The organism is Vibrio sp. Vb339, assembly GCF_902751245.1.
Taxonomy (GTDB): domain Bacteria; phylum Pseudomonadota; class Gammaproteobacteria; order Enterobacterales; family Vibrionaceae; genus Vibrio; species Vibrio coralliirubri.
In genome coordinates this window covers 1103221-1117949 of the sequence record NZ_CADDIS010000002.1, presented here as the reverse complement: position 1 = coordinate 1117949, position 14729 = coordinate 1103221, and the positions used below count along the sequence as shown (strand labels likewise).

The 14729-nt window shown below is 44.6% G+C and carries 12 protein-coding genes; 11 read left to right on the top strand and 1 reads right to left on the bottom strand.

Annotated features, from left to right (window positions below; all coding sequences use genetic code 11):
• Positions 1-19 precede the first annotated feature (19 nt).
• The 7 genes from HRQ85_RS13600 to purF all read left to right on the top strand — a co-directional run bounded on the left by HRQ85_RS13600 (position 20) and on the right by purF (position 10948).
• Positions 20-4906: a FimV/HubP family polar landmark protein gene (locus HRQ85_RS13600; RefSeq protein WP_172379845.1), complete on the top strand. Its 4887-nt coding sequence runs from the start codon at positions 20-22 to the stop codon at positions 4904-4906.
• 143 nt (positions 4907-5049) lie between these two features.
• Positions 5050-5844 carry a tRNA pseudouridine(38-40) synthase TruA gene (gene truA / locus HRQ85_RS13595; RefSeq protein WP_172379844.1) on the top strand — a complete coding sequence of 265 codons (795 nt, stop codon included), beginning with the start codon at positions 5050-5052 and terminating at the stop codon, positions 5842-5844.
• A 176-nt stretch (positions 5845-6020) separates the two neighbouring features.
• Positions 6021-6947 carry an acetyl-CoA carboxylase, carboxyltransferase subunit beta gene (gene accD / locus HRQ85_RS13590; protein WP_017062348.1) on the top strand — a complete coding sequence of 309 codons (927 nt, stop codon included), beginning with the start codon at positions 6021-6023 and terminating at the stop codon, positions 6945-6947.
• A gap of 42 nt (positions 6948-6989) precedes the next feature.
• Entirely contained in the window at positions 6990-8270 is a 1281-nt protein-coding gene (gene folC, locus HRQ85_RS13585) for a bifunctional tetrahydrofolate synthase/dihydrofolate synthase (RefSeq protein WP_172379843.1), read from the top strand.
• Complete coding sequence (locus tag HRQ85_RS13580) at positions 8271-8846, top strand: SPOR domain-containing protein (RefSeq protein ID WP_172379842.1); 576 nt, start codon at positions 8271-8273, stop codon at positions 8844-8846.
• A 61-nt stretch (positions 8847-8907) separates the two neighbouring features.
• A complete protein-coding gene (locus HRQ85_RS13575) occupies positions 8908-9399 on the top strand; it encodes a CvpA family protein (protein ID WP_009848678.1) in 492 nt (163 codons plus the stop codon).
• 34 nt (positions 9400-9433) lie between these two features.
• Positions 9434-10948: an amidophosphoribosyltransferase gene (gene purF, locus HRQ85_RS13570; RefSeq protein ID WP_017066676.1), complete on the top strand. Its 1515-nt coding sequence runs from the start codon at positions 9434-9436 to the stop codon at positions 10946-10948.
• 126 nt (positions 10949-11074) lie between these two features.
• Here the strand turns inward: purF and HRQ85_RS13565 are convergent, their stop codons facing one another.
• On the bottom strand, positions 11075-11950 hold the full coding sequence (locus HRQ85_RS13565) for a LysR family transcriptional regulator (RefSeq protein ID WP_017067604.1): 876 nt from the start codon (positions 11948-11950) through the stop codon (positions 11075-11077).
• A gap of 228 nt (positions 11951-12178) precedes the next feature.
• On the opposite strand from HRQ85_RS13565, the gene HRQ85_RS13560 reads away from it, so the two are divergent.
• From HRQ85_RS13560 to apt, 4 genes are all read left to right on the top strand, one after another.
• Entirely contained in the window at positions 12179-13282 is a 1104-nt protein-coding gene (locus HRQ85_RS13560) for a response regulator (protein WP_048610462.1), read from the top strand.
• 148 nt (positions 13283-13430) lie between these two features.
• Entirely contained in the window at positions 13431-13568 is a 138-nt protein-coding gene (locus HRQ85_RS13555) for a hypothetical protein (protein ID WP_017067606.1), read from the top strand.
• Positions 13569-13642: 74 nt separating this feature from the next.
• Positions 13643-14014, top strand: coding sequence for a YbaN family protein (locus HRQ85_RS13550; RefSeq protein ID WP_029225617.1), 372 nt, complete (start codon positions 13643-13645; stop codon positions 14012-14014).
• Positions 14015-14175: 161 nt separating this feature from the next.
• Positions 14176-14721: an adenine phosphoribosyltransferase gene (gene apt / locus HRQ85_RS13545; protein ID WP_017101994.1), complete on the top strand. Its 546-nt coding sequence runs from the start codon at positions 14176-14178 to the stop codon at positions 14719-14721.
• Positions 14722-14729: the final 8 nt, after the last annotated feature.

Here is a 14729-nt window from a genome sequence, read left to right as displayed (position 1 = left end):
GCACCTAGCTGAGCCTTTTATGTTTCAAATTTTCAAGCCGTGGTTAATGCCTTTTGCCTTTATCATTGCGACTCAGATTTCCGTTGTTCGTGCAGATTCCATTCGAGTTGTAGGGCCTAATGGCCAGATACAATCAGCGCCTACGTTTTCAGAACCTCTTCAAAGAGCGCAATCAAATAGCGCTGAGCCTTCTCGTTTCTATGGTCCAACTCGTGGCTCAGAAACATTGTGGTCTATTGCTTCAAAGTTACGCCCTGATAACTCCGTGTCAGTCCAACAAACCCTGTTGGCTATTTATCGCTTAAACCCACAAGCGTTTGAAAACCAGAATATCCATAGCCTGCTGCCTGCCAGTAATTTACGTGTGCCTTCTTTAGAGCAAGCACGTGCAAGCTCGACGCAGCAAGCTATCAACATCATGAACTCACATCTTGCTAAGCTTGATGCTCCTGCAAGTAAGCCTGTCGCTTCAAAACCCAAAGCGCCGAGTTCTGATGCAAAAAATGTTGCTCCTGCTAAGCAAGTAAGCACTGCTGAAGCCGCTAAAAAGCCATTGTCTGCAACTCAATCATCTCTAGCTCAATCCGCTCCAACCCAAGAGATGAACAAGTTAGAGAAGCAGCTAGAGCTTTCAGAAACTGAATTACTGTCACTTGAAGAGAAAAACCACCAACTTCGTTTGATGTTATCGAATGTTCAATCGGAAGTGGATGAGCTAAAAACTGAGCTCAGCGATGAAGACCGCATTCGTAGCGAAGTGGAAAAACTGCTTGATGAAGAGCGCAGAAAGAACGCCGAAATTGAAAAAATGGCACCAAGTGCCATGGACGAACTGTTATCGAATGGTTGGTTAGTGGCGGCTCTAGCGATTATTCCAGGCTTGCTCATTGGTTTGATCGTTGTGATGTTGTTGGGCCGTCGTTCTAAAAATGATGAGCAACAGCAGACGACTCAAGAACAACCGCTTCAGCCAGAACCAAGCACCGTTGCGCCTATTACATTGGGCGACGAGATGGACGACCTTAACGAGTTGTCTTTAGACGATGATTTGTTTGGTACGGAAGATGACGCCAACAAGCTGTTTGACGATCAAGCGCTAGCTGAGGAAGACGATGTCTTTGCCGGCTTAGATGAATCTGATCTCGATTTCAATTTAGATGGTGAAGACGATGACCCGTTTGCCAGCATTGGCGAAAACGGCGATTTAGACACCAACTTTGACGATCTAGATTTAGACAGCAGCAACGGCATTAGTGTTAATGGCGAAGAGAAAGCGCTTGGTCTTGAAGAGATGGAGCGTGCGCTAGACAAAACTGCGGAAAGCGCCGTCGATACTGATGATGTCGACTTCGACCTTTCTGATGATAACGCAATGTCTGCTGATGACATTGAAGCTTTACTATCTCAAGAGTCTGAAACTGAAGATCTCGGTTCCAATGAGCTAGACCAATCTTTATTAGATGACCTGTTTGCTCTTGATGACGAAGATGATGACAGCTTCGATATCGATGCTCTGATTTCGGAAGAGCAAAGTGATTCGCCTTCTAACACGGAAACACCAGCAAGCGATGATTTTGACATCGATGCGCTTATCTCAGAGCAACAAAGCGAGACTAAGCCTGCTGATTTGAGCAATGACGATTTTGATATTGATGCTCTAATCTCTGAACAACAGTCCCCTGAGCCAGCTTCACCGACAGCGAATGATGATATTGATGACATCTTTGCGCAGGTTGCGGCTCAGAACGATCAAGCGAATGACCCTTTCAACCTCGATAGCGATGATGAGATTGCCACTAACCTAAACAGTGGGTTGGCGTCTGATGATGATATCGAAAACATTCTGTCTCAGTTCGATAAGCCAATCGTAGACGAAGAAACTCAAGACAGCGTTGATCTGCTTGATGAGCAACTGGCAGGCGATGACGTTGATCTAAGTAACTCGACCGACCTTCTTGATGAGATGCTAGGGGACGATTCGGATGATGAGTCTGAAAGCGAACCTCTTGGCTTTGATTCTTTATCTGAACTGGAAGAGCTTTCTGGTTTATCGACCGATGATGACCTCAACATCGCAGAAGACAGCACGGAAACCTTGGATGAATTGATAGGTGATTCTGACGACGATGATTTCGAACTTGACGCCGAAAGTACCGACTTACTGGATGATTTCCTTGATAGTGAATTGTCAGGTGACGAGCTTTCAACGGATGTACCAAAATCAGAATCTCTAGACCCGTTTGATGACTTACTAACAAGTGGCATTGAAGACGAACTTGAATCTGAAGAGAAGGCGTTTGATAAAGAGTTAGACGCAGCCTTTGGTTTTGACAACGTCAATGATGAGCCTGAAAAGGACTCAGACGTTGAGCTTACTCCGTTAACCTCTGAAACATCCGAAGGTGAGCCAGAGCAAGATCCGAACATTAGTGAAACACTACAACCTGAAGTCGTTAGTGATGAATCGTTAGATTCGGAACTGATTCAAGACAGCGCTGACGTTAAGCCAGAAAATGATGAAGCCTTTAATCGTGATGGTTTTATCGATGATTTGTTCGGTGTCGCACCAGCAACGGATGCTTTGCTTGATGACTCGCTAGAAACAACAGATGAAGCATTGATTGATGAGTTAATGACTTCTGATGACAATGATTTGTTGCCAGCAATAGAAGAGCCTGTTGAACCATCAATTGACAATATGGTTGAACCAGAGCAAGCGCCTCTTTCAAATAGCAACGAAGTATCAGCGCAAGAAACCGCATCATCGGTTGAAGATGATGAACTGGATATCGACTCGCTGTTATCTGAGAATTCTGATTTTGACAAACCAGATTTTGAAGAGCGAGTTCAAGAAGAAACCGCACAACAAGAGCCAGAGCCGAAAGAAGCCGACGTCCAAGAACAGCGTGAAGACATTGCTGCTAGCTTCGAAGATCAAGCTTCGCCATCCTCTTTAAATGATATCTCTGAAGATGAGGAAGAGACGGTTGAAGACTGGTTAGCTGAGGCTATCGACGATGTAGAGTCGCCAGCGAACGTTACCTCTGATTTTGACTTTGAACCAAAAATCCAAGGTAGTGATCAGCTTGAAGATGTCGTTGAATCCTTGCCAGAGCCAGAGCCAGAGCCAGAGCCAGAGCCAGAGCCAGAGCCAGAGCCAGAGCCAGAGCCAGTTCGTGCTGCAAACATGCCAGAGATCATTCCGAATGAATTTGGTGTGCCACAAGACGATGATTGGCTGATTGAAGATGAGGCGTCTGAACCAGAAGCATTAGCGGAAACTGACGTAACACCAGAGCTAGCGACACCTGTCGCTGAACCGCAAGTTGAAGCTACACCACAAGCGGAAGTGGCAGAACAAGCTGAAGTTCTAGGACAAGACGGCGAAGAAGAATTCTCGTTTGATGATTTCGAGTTACCTGAGTTTGGCGAAGAAGACGCACTAGCGGAAGCTGATGCTGAATTAACACCAGAACCAGTAACGCCAGCTATTGATGCTCAACCAAGTGTTGAACCTCAAACTGAAGCCCAAGTTAAAGCTCAGGGGCAAGGCGACGAAGAGTTTTCGTTTGATGATTTCGAGTTACCAGAGTTTAGTGTAGAAGACGCACTAGCGGAAGCCGATGCTGAATCAACACCTGAGCCAGCAACGCCTGCTATTGATTCTCAACCAAGTGTTGAATCGCAACCAACCGCTGAGCCTCAGCTAGATGATGCACCACAGGCTGAAACTGCGAAACCAGAAAGCGAAGAAGAGTTCTCGTTTGATGACTTCGAACTTCCAGAGTTTGGTGAAGAAGACGCGTTAGCTGAAGTGGTGAGTGAGCCTGATGAAGCGCAGTTAGAGCAAGACTTAGCGCCTGACACAGAGAAGTTCGAGTTCGATGATCTTGATCTTCCTGAGTACGATGAAGAAAGCGCAAAAGCGGACTCTGTTTTAGATGATATTGAGCAAAGCAATGCTGAGCCGGTGGCGGAAGACCAAGGCGTAGAGTTTGATGAGTTTGATTTGCCTGAATATGGTGAAGATGAAGCCATCTCCGATGCGTTTGCAGAGAAACCAACACCACTGACTTCTTTCAGCCCACAAGGCGAAGAGCAAGATGCTTTGCATGATCTGTTCTCAAACCCGCAGAGCTACAGTCAGGCCGATGATTTCTCGAATGCTGAAGACTCTGAACCGGCTGGTTTTACACAACCAGAACAATCACTGAGCGCGGCTTTAGAACCAAACTCAACGCCTACAGCGCTTCAAGACGAACCACTAGAAGGCTTTGATGACTTTGATGAGACAGCACTAGCTGAGTTGCTTTCTGAAGATGTTCAAGACTCTGTCGACAACATGTTCGATAAGCCATTGGACGCAACTTCGATTGATAGCGCAGGGCTAGATATTGACGCCATGCTTGAAGTTGGCGGCGAAGACTGGAAAGGCTTTAACCTAGCACCAGAGCAACAATCGAGCATGCATAATGATGTGCCTGATGACCAACAAGAGATTTGGGCATCGGCTGAGCAGCAAGCTGAACCGAAAATCAAAGAAGAGAATTGGGCTCAACAAGACAACCTAACCGAATCAGGCAACAGTCGTGATAAGCAGTACATGACGATTGATGAACTGATGGCTCAAGTTGAGCAAGAAAGTGAAGAAGTCATTAATCCAGACGATGAAGAGCTTAAACTGGATGTTGGTTTAAACGAATTCCCTGATGTTATCGGTGATATTGGCAATTATGATGTCGACAGCAATGCAGAAGCTGCGGGTAAGCTTGATTTGGCCAAAATCTACATCGAGATGAGTGACTCGCAAGGGGCAATTAAGCTTCTAGAAGAGGCAATCGTTGATGGCAGCGATGATATTCGTCGAGAGGCAAAAAATCTTATCGATACGTTAAACGGTCGATAAATTTACAAATCAGAAAGGGTAGCGTTGGCTACCCTTTATTTTAACGCGATGCAGATTGTTTATTAAAGTTTTAGCCCCATCCTATTTGGGCTAGCACTGATTTCCGTATATACTTCTCGCCCATTTTCAAAGAGAACAAGAACATGAAAATTGCTTTAGGTATTGAATATAACGGTACCCACTACTTTGGTTGGCAACGCCAACGAGACGTGAAAAGTGTCCAAGAAGAATTGGAAAAGGCTCTTTCAGTTGTCGCGAATCACCCTGTAGAAGTTATGTGCGCAGGTCGTACAGATGCCGGTGTTCACGGTACGGGACAAGTCGTTCACTTTGAAACTAATGTCGATCGTAAAATGGTGGCATGGACAATGGGCGCGAATGCCAACATGCCAAAAGATATTGCGGTTCGTTGGGCGACAGAAGTGAATGAGGATTTCCATGCTCGTTTTTCTGCGACTGCCCGCCGTTATCGCTACATTATCTTTAACCATGCACTACGCCCAGGCATTTTGAATTCAGGCGTGAGCCATTATCATGGTCACCTTGATGAGAAAAAAATGCATGAAGCGGGTCAGTACTTACTTGGTGAGAATGACTTCACTTCGTTTAGGGCAACACATTGTCAATCTCGTAGCCCATGGAGAAACATGATTCACTTGAACGTGACTCGTCATGGACACTACATTGTGATCGATATTAAAGCGAATGCGTTTGTTCACCACATGGTGAGGAATATTACTGGTAGCCTTATTGCTGTAGGTAAAGGGGAGCAGAAACCAGAGTGGATCCAGTGGCTTTTAGAAGCTAAAGATCGAAAAATAGCCGGCGCAACTGCAAAAGCGGAAGGTTTGTATCTGGTGGATGTTGATTATCCTGAACATTTTGAGCTACCACGAGAGCCAATTGGTCCTCTATTTTTACCGGATAATTTGAACTAAATGTGAGACTTAGGTTCAAAAATTATTACGGTTTAGTGCGTAAGATAGTCCCAGAAAATAGGTACAACCAGTTTTTTATCTACAGTCGCTGTTTTATGTGCTTTAATTCCCACGCATAATTCCCAAATTTATTTCTTTCGCAATCAAGCGGAAGAATCGAAACAAAAAGGTCTTCCATGAGTTGGCTTGAAAAGATTTTAGAAAAAAGCAACATCGTAACATCTCGTAAAGCGTCTATCCCTGAGGGTGTTTGGACTAAATGTACTTCTTGTGAGCAGGTTCTGTACCATGCTGAACTAGAGCGTAACTTAGAAGTATGTCCAAAATGTGACCATCACATGCGCATGAAAGCACGTCGCCGTCTGGATACATTCCTAGACAAAGGTGAGCGTGTTGAACTAGGTGCTGATCTTGAGCCACAAGACAAGCTGAAGTTTAAAGACTCTAAGCGTTACAAAGAACGTATCTCTGCTGCTCAAAAGAACAGTGGTGAAACAGACGCATTAGTTGCAATGAAAGGTGAACTATTGGGTTTACCTATCGTAGCGTGTGCTTTTGAATTCTCATTCATGGGCGGCTCAATGGGTTCTGTTGTTGGTGCTCGTTTCGTGAAAGCGGTAGATGCTGCTATCGAGAACAACTGTGGTTTAGTGTGTTTCTCTGCAAGTGGTGGTGCTCGTATGCAAGAGGCATTGATGTCTCTAATGCAAATGGCGAAAACCAGTGCTGCGCTTGAGCGTTTATCTGCGAAAGGCCTACCGTTTGTTTCAGTCATGACTGATCCAACAATGGGTGGTGTTTCTGCAAGTTTGGCAATGCTTGGCGATATCAACATTGGTGAGCCAAAAGCACTGATCGGTTTTGCTGGACGTCGTGTAATCGAACAAACGGTACGTGAAGACCTTCCTGAAGGTTTCCAACGCAGTGAGTTCCTACTAGACCACGGTGCTATCGACATGATCGTTGACCGTCGTGAGATGCGTCAGCGCGTTGCAAGCCTTGTTGCTAAAATGACCAACCAGCCTTCACCATTAGTAGTTTCTGTGAACGATTCACCGAATGAAGCTACTTATGAAGTACCAGAAGCGCCAGAAAAAGGGTAAAGTACCTTCTAACAAACCAACTTAATTATGGTTATGAGTTAGATGAGTCAACAACCTATTCCTCAAGCCACATCCTCTTTGGAGATGTGGCTTGATTATTTATCAAACATCCACACAACCGCTATTGATCTTGGATTAGATCGAGTTCAGGCCGTCGCCTCTAAGGCAAACCTCACCAAACCTGCTCAACATGTTATTACTGTTGCCGGAACCAATGGCAAAGGCTCAACATGTGCACTGATGGAAGCGATTCTATTGGACGCTGGTTACTCAGTTGGTGTCTACAGCTCTCCTCACTTAATTCGCTATAACGAACGTGTTCGTATCAACGGCCAAGATCTATCTGATGAAAAGATGGTTCAGTCTTTCGATTTCATTGAGAAAGAGCGTGGCGAAATCAGCCTGAGCTTTTTCGAATATGGCACTTTAGCGGCGTTACGCGCATTTCAAACTGAAGCGGTTGATGTTGTGCTATTAGAAGTGGGTTTAGGCGGGCGTTTAGACGCGACCAATATCGTTGAGCATGATGTTTCTGTGATTACTAGTTTGGCTGTCGACCATGTTGACTGGCTAGGTGATGACATCAATGTGATTGGCTTTGAGAAAGCGGGCATTTATCGTAGTGGTAAACCCGCTATCTGTGGTCAACCCAAGCCACCGGCTACGGTTGCGGCGCACGCTGATGATATTAAGGCTGAGTTCTACCAAGTCGGTATTCAATACACTTATGATGTTAACGGTGATACGTGGAACTGGCGCAGTGGGGCATTCCAACTAGAATCGCTACCTATTCCAAGCCTGCCGTTACCTAACGCTGCAACAGCATTAATGGCATTGGGCACATCAGAGCTTAGTATTAGTGACGTGAACGTGGTTAACGGCATGAAGAATGCGCAGCTTCCAGGGCGTATGCAGCAAATTAGCGAACAACCCGTGATTGTGCTTGATGTGGCGCACAACCCGCATTCCGCTGAATACTTTGCGCAGCAAGTTACGAAGAAGTATGCAGGTAAAAATTTACACGTTGTAGTCGCCATGCTTCATGACAAAGATATCCCAGCGACATTGGAAGTATTAGCGCCATTGGAAGTATTAGCGCCAATCGCAACTCATTGGTATCCAGCTTCATTGCAAGGGCCACGCGCAGCGACAGCTGCTGAATTGTGTCAAAGTCTACCCGAAGGCGTAGAGCAGCATTCAAACCCTGTCACAGCTTTTGAAGCGGCTTTAGCTTCTGTTAAAGGTGACGATGTTGTGTTGGTTGTCGGTTCTTTCCATACCGTGGGTGAAGTGTTGGAGCATTGGCAGAAAAAAGGAAACTAAATGGCAAGTAAATTCCAAAGCCGATTAGTCGGCACCATCATTTTAGTGGCTATTGGCGTGATTGTATTACCCGATGTGCTAGATGGTAAGAAGCTCCACTATAAAGAAGAGTTTGCAAGCATTCCGATTAAGCCTGAGCTTGATAGTAATGTTGAAGTGTTTGAAGTACTCGATCCCGTTGAAGATCAGATAGCGCTACCAGATTCTCCAGTTGAGCAAGTGGTTGAAAGTGGTCGTAGTGACAATTCAAACACGCAAACCGCGTCTTCTTCCAATAATAAAGAAGCAGACAAAGTGGCAGTCGTGGTTAAGCCAGTACCTGAAAAAAATGAATACCAAGACAGTGCTTGGATTATTCAATTGATGGCTTTGAAGAATGCTGACAATGCAAAAAACGTTGTTAAGGATCTGCAAAAGCGTGGTTATCAGGCTCACACCAAGCAAGAAAAAACATTTACGCGAGTAATTATTGGCCCGGATGTCTCTAAATCCAAACTTGAGCGACAAATTAAGGAATTAGAAAAAATTACGGGTTCAAAAGGCCAATTGCTCAAATTTAAACCGTTAAATCCATAAGAAAACGTTTGCGTCAGCATTTTTTCTGTTAAAATGCGCGCCAACTTAAGATGAAGAATTCATGAATTGGTTAGATTTTGTCATTTTAGGCGTGATCGGCTTCTCTGCCGTGATCAGTTTAGTTCGTGGTTTCGCTAAAGAAGCCTTGTCACTCGTTATTTGGTTTGGAGCATTTTTTATTGCTAGCCAGTACTACGCTAAATTAGCGATGTACTTCACCAATATCGAAGATGAGATGTTTCGAAACGGAACTGCGATAGCAGCATTGTTTGTTGCAACGTTAGTTGTGGGTGCCTTAGTTAACTATGTCATCGGTCAACTAGTTCAGAAAACAGGCCTGTCAGGTACAGACAGAATCCTCGGTGTCGTCTTTGGTGGCTTACGTGGTGTTTTGATTGTTTCTGCAGTGTTGTTTTTCATGGATGCGTTTACTGCATTCCCAAGTTCTGAGTGGTGGAAGAATTCGCAATTGGTTCCGGAATTTAGTCGAATCATTGCGCCGTTCTTCGAGCATTTACAAGCAACATCTAGTTTCTTATCTGGCGCGCTCTAGCGCCAGTTAATGTCGAAAAATCGAGGATTAGGACATGTGTGGTATTGTTGGAATCGTGGGTTCAACACCTGTAAACCAGTCTATTTATGACGCTTTAACGGTATTGCAGCATCGTGGCCAAGATGCCGCTGGTATTTGTACCATAGAAAGCAATCGTTTCCGTCTGCGTAAGGCGAACGGTTTAGTAAAAGATGTTTTTGAAGCAAAACACATGCAGCGCCTACAAGGTGAAGTTGGTATTGGCCATGTTCGTTATCCTACTGCGGGTAGTTCAAGTGCGTCTGAAGCTCAGCCTTTCTACGTAAACTCTCCTTTTGGCATTACGTTGGCGCACAACGGTAACCTGACGAACGCAAACGAAGTTCGTGAGAAGTTGTTCGAAAAAGACCGTCGTCATGTAAACACAACCTCTGACTCTGAAGTTCTACTGAACGTATTAGCTCATGAGATCGATACCGTTAAAGGTAACGTAACTTCAGATGACGTTTTCCGCGCTGTGGCAAACGTGCATCGTACAATTCGTGGTGCTTACGCCGTAACTGCGATGATCATCGGCCACGGTATGATTGCATTTCGTGACCCACATGGTATTCGTCCATTGTGTCTTGGTAAGCGTGAAGTTCAAGGTAAAACAGAGTACATGGTTGCGTCTGAATCGGTAGCACTCGATGCTGTTGGTTTCGACTTCATGCGCGACGTAGCACCAGGTGAAGCTATCTACGCAACCTTCGACGGTGAGCTTTTCACTAAGCAATGCGCAGACAACCCACAACTAAACCCATGTATCTTTGAGTTTGTATACTTTGCACGCCCAGATTCATTCATCGACAAAATCTCGGTTTACAGCGCACGCGTTGAGATGGGTGAGATGCTTGGTAAGCGTATTAAAGAAGAGTACGCAGACTTAGATATTGATGTGGTTATCCCAATCCCTGAAACATCAAACGATATTGCGCTACGAATCGCTCAAGCGATCAATAAGCCATACCGTCAAGGTTTCGTGAAAAACCGCTATGTTGGTCGCACGTTCATCATGCCAGGTCAGCAACAGCGTAAGAAGTCGGTTCGCCGCAAGCTCAACGCAATTCGCTCTGAGTTTAAAGGTAAGAACGTTCTTCTGGTTGACGATTCTATCGTTCGCGGCACAACATCAGAGCAGATCATTGAGATGGCTCGTGATTCTGGCGCAAACAAGGTCTTCATGGTTTCAGCGGCTCCAGAGGTTCGCTTCCCGAACGTTTACGGCATTGATATGCCGAGCGCGACAGAGCTGATTGCTCATGGTCGTGATAACGAAACGATTTGTAAGCAGATTGGCGCAGACGCATTGATTTTCCAAACGCTACCAGATCTGATTTCTGCAGTGGGCATGGGCAATCAAGACATCTCTCGTTTCGATACTTCTGTATTTAACGGCGAGTATGTGACTGGCGATATCGACCAAGCGTACCTAGATTTCCTAGACTCTTTGCGTAATGACGACTCAAAGGTTCAGCGTGAGATTCAACAAGATCTTGCTAACTTAGAGTTACACAACGAAGGCGCTTAGTTAGTTAGCGTTTCGTTAGTGATAAAGAGTTTTTGCTAGCAATGATTCAGTATTGCTAGCGATACAGAAAATAAAAAACCAGAGCATCGGCTCTGGTTTTTTTGTTTATAGAGAAGGGGATTGACCTTAATGAATGTGGTATGCGATCACAAAATCAATAAACAATCTCACTTTTTCTGGTAGATGGTCTTTGTGATTATAAAGCATGTAAATATCACGAGGGTTAGCGCTCCAGTCTTCTAAGACTTGCACTAAGCTGCCATCTTCAATGTATTCACGGATCATCACGTCAGGCATTAGGGTGATACCTAGGCCTTCTGAGCACGCTTGTCTCACGACATTAAGCGCATTGGCGTTGAAACGGCCTTTCTCACTATTCACCACCGTCTCTTCATTCGAATTACTCAGCTGCCATTTAATCAGCGGGTAGCCTTTGAGTAGCGAATGGTTCGCTAGCTCTTCAGCATGGCTTGGAGCTGGGTTCTTCGCTAAGTACTCAGGGCTCGCGATAAGAATATCTTTGACTTCACTGATTTTTCGAGCGATTAGGCTTGAATCACGTTGTGGACCGACTCGGAAAATTACGTCCCACTCAGTTGGATCCAGCTGATCCGCTTGGTTGTTCATCATCAGCTCAATATTGATATCAGGGTATTGAGTCATGAATTCACTGAACATTGGCATCATCATGCGCTTGGTCAGGTTTGAGGGTGCCGTAATACGAATCTTACCGGAAGCGCCTTTGCACACGTCAGTTAACTCTTCTGCAGTAGAAGAGAGACGTTGCAATAGCGGAGAGCATTCATTGAAGAAACGTTCGCCTGCCTCTGTTAAAGAAAGTTTACGCGCGTGTCTATTGAGAAGCCTAAGGTTCAAAGAATCTTCTAAGGCTTGGATGCGTCGTGTGATGGTCGCAACCGGAATCATAGTCTTGCGCGATGTTGCGGTGTAGCTCCCATTTTCAACGACGAGTCGAAAGAGGTTTAAATCATCTAATTTCATAAATCCAGACACATTTGTTTACAATCTCATCTAATTTATACGTAACAGTGAGATCAATGTTTGCGTTACGTCAACTCGTTGCATTATTTACAAGTATTCCAACCCTCGTCACGAATTACCAGTAAAGAGTGCAAATTTGTGTATTTAGCATTTTATTACTAAGTTTTATATTAGTTCTTAGAACAGATAACAATAATAATTCGACTTAGTTTTGTGAGGTTATAGATTATGTACAAAACTCACAGTCAGCCAGTAATGACCTCGGCTCAGGAAGTAATTAACCAAAAATGCGTGATGTTGGTTGATGATGATCCTATTTTTCGCCGTATAACCAGCGCGTACCTAGACAAGGTCGGTTATAAAGTGGTTGAGGCTGAAAATGGACTGGACGCTTTGCAGAAACTTAGAGACTCAGCGCCAGATTTAATTGTGTGTGACTTATCAATGCCAATACTTGATGGCATCGAGCTTGTGGAAGAGCTCAGTTTAGAGTACCCGTCACTGCCTATGATCGTTGTGTCCGGCACTGATGATATGTCTGATGTGGCGAAAGCCTTGCGATTTGGTATTAAAGACTTCTTAGCGAAACCGTTAGAGGATCACCGTCACCTAGGAAGTGCGATTGCGAATACATTGACAGATTCGTTCGATAACATTTCAGACCAACGAGATTTTTCGAGTCAGTGGTTCTGTGTGGATGACGGGGGAGAGATCCCTGAAGACCAAGAACTTCATTGGCACCTGAATTATCTTCAAGATAATCCAAGCGCAGCAAAAGACTTACTGCATGCGTTGCTTCCAGAGAAGGACACGCGACAAGGCTCATGGCGTTGCAGTTACCGTTTACTGCAATCAACAGAGATGATGCCACTTGTGTTTGATTATGCGTGGATGATGAACGGGCAGTTTGCTTTTTACCTCGTCGATTCATCGTCGTCTGATAATGGCGGCTCCGCGACAACATTGTTAGTGAGAGCGCTGTTCCACGATTACATAAGAAACAGAAAAGATTTTAACGTTGATCTCAAAGATATTGCTGAGATCTTAGAGAAGGGGATTCGTTGCTCTAAATGTTCTACCCCAGTGAATGCCTTGTTTGGTGTTGCAGACCTTGCCGAGGGAACCATCTCCATTTTACCTGCGGGTTTAGATGGGCAATGGTCGAATGGTGAATTGAATCAACATATTGCAGCAGGTGAGCGCTTGGGCGAGAACTGCAAGAAGAACTTTATTACGCGGGACCTTCCGATCGAACAGGGCTGCCAACTTTCGTTGAGCCTACTTGGATCGGCAAGTTTTAGTTTAGACATACACCAAGGGTCTACTGATTAACCCTATATTTCCTCGGTTTTTGTGAATAATTGATTAAGGTATAGTTGCGCAAATGGTGTGGCTATGCCTTTTTTGTTAAATGTCGATTTAGCAAAGCGGGTTTGGTTCGCCGGATACTTACCTTTACTAACAAAAACAAGAAGCAATCATGGCAGATAACAAAGACTTTCAAGACCCGTTTAATGTATTCTACTTTTTAGGATTTTTAGCCGCATTTTTAATGATTCCATTGCTACCAGCAACACTTACGTTGATCCGTGTATTCAATGGTTACGCAACATTCTAGTTAAGCTGTCGTCACTGACTGGTGATAGCTAACTCAAGGAGGCCACAATTAGCGTTCGAGTTTTAAGCCTCAATATTGCTGGTGGCCTTTGTATATTTCTCGCAGTTCTAGGGATAGTTTTGCCCGTTCTGCCAACCACTCCTTTCCTCCTTCTTGCTAGCGCATGTTTCATGCGAAGTAATCCGAAAGTTCATAAATGGATGCATGAGCACAAAACGCTGGGTCCTTTGCTGAACAATTGGTATCAACACGGTGCCGTCACCAAACAAGTTAAAACGCGTGGCGTATTCTTTATCTTGTTGAGTTTTGCTTTATCCATCTACTTTGCCCCTATCATTTGGGTCAAGGCTTTCCTAATTTGTGTACTTGTTATTCTTCTCACATGGTTTATGCGACTTCCAACCCATGAGTTGGTTGCTGACAGCAAAGAAAATCACTACCATTAAGCCAGTGTGCCTGCTTGTATAGCGGGCGTTTATTATTTCAGCAATCAGAGTTATGACTCTCGTTGCAATGAATACCAATCGTACCTTTCCTTAATTCCAAGCGTTGATGTTTGATTCGTTAACGAGAGTTTGGAAAGCGGCCTAATGAAGTGCATAAGATTATGAACACAGAAAAAATCTCTCTGATCAAAGCAAGCATCAAAAGCATTCCTGATTACCCTAAAGCGGGTATTTTGTTCCGTGACGTAACAAGCTTGATGGAAGATCCAGCAGCTTACAAAGCGACTATCGACCTGCTAGCGGAAACATACAAGGACATGGGCTTTACTAAGATCGTTGGTACTGAAGCTCGTGGTTTCCTATTTGGTGCGCCTCTTGCTCTTGAGCTAGGTGTTGGCTTCATTCCTGTTCGTAAGCCGGGCAAGCTGCCTCGTCAAACTGTGGCACAATCTTATGAGCTTGAGTACGGCACCGACACTCTAGAAATCCATACTGATGCTATCGTTGAAGGCGACAAAGTGTTGATGGTTGATGATTTGCTAGCAACAGGCGGTACGATTGAAGCAACAACAAAGTTGATTCGTCAACTTGGTGGTGTGGTAGAACACGCTGCATTTGTTATTAACCTTCCAGAAATCGGTGGTGACAAGCGCTTACAAGGCTTAGGTCTAGAAGTGTTTAGCATCTGCGAATTCGACGGTCACTAATCCTTTTC

Excerpts from the sequence above, each read along its gene's own strand:
- HRQ85_RS13600 (WP_172379845.1), top strand. The coding sequence starts at position 20 with ATGTTTCAAATTTTCAAGCCGTGGTTAATGCCTTTTGCCTTTATCATT.
- truA (WP_172379844.1), top strand. The coding sequence starts at position 5,050 with ATGAAAATTGCTTTAGGTATTGAATATAACGGTACCCACTACTTTGGT.
- accD (WP_017062348.1), top strand. The coding sequence starts at position 6,021 with ATGAGTTGGCTTGAAAAGATTTTAGAAAAAAGCAACATCGTAACATCT.
- folC (WP_172379843.1), top strand. The coding sequence starts at position 6,990 with ATGAGTCAACAACCTATTCCTCAAGCCACATCCTCTTTGGAGATGTGG.
- HRQ85_RS13580 (WP_172379842.1), top strand. The coding sequence starts at position 8,271 with ATGGCAAGTAAATTCCAAAGCCGATTAGTCGGCACCATCATTTTAGTG.
- HRQ85_RS13575 (WP_009848678.1), top strand. The coding sequence starts at position 8,908 with ATGAATTGGTTAGATTTTGTCATTTTAGGCGTGATCGGCTTCTCTGCC.
- purF (WP_017066676.1), top strand. The coding sequence starts at position 9,434 with ATGTGTGGTATTGTTGGAATCGTGGGTTCAACACCTGTAAACCAGTCT.
- HRQ85_RS13565 (WP_017067604.1), bottom strand. The coding sequence starts at position 11,950 with ATGAAATTAGATGATTTAAACCTCTTTCGACTCGTCGTTGAAAATGGG.
- HRQ85_RS13560 (WP_048610462.1), top strand. The coding sequence starts at position 12,179 with ATGTACAAAACTCACAGTCAGCCAGTAATGACCTCGGCTCAGGAAGTA.
- HRQ85_RS13555 (WP_017067606.1), top strand. The coding sequence starts at position 13,431 with ATGGCAGATAACAAAGACTTTCAAGACCCGTTTAATGTATTCTACTTT.
- apt (WP_017101994.1), top strand. The coding sequence starts at position 14,176 with ATGAACACAGAAAAAATCTCTCTGATCAAAGCAAGCATCAAAAGCATT.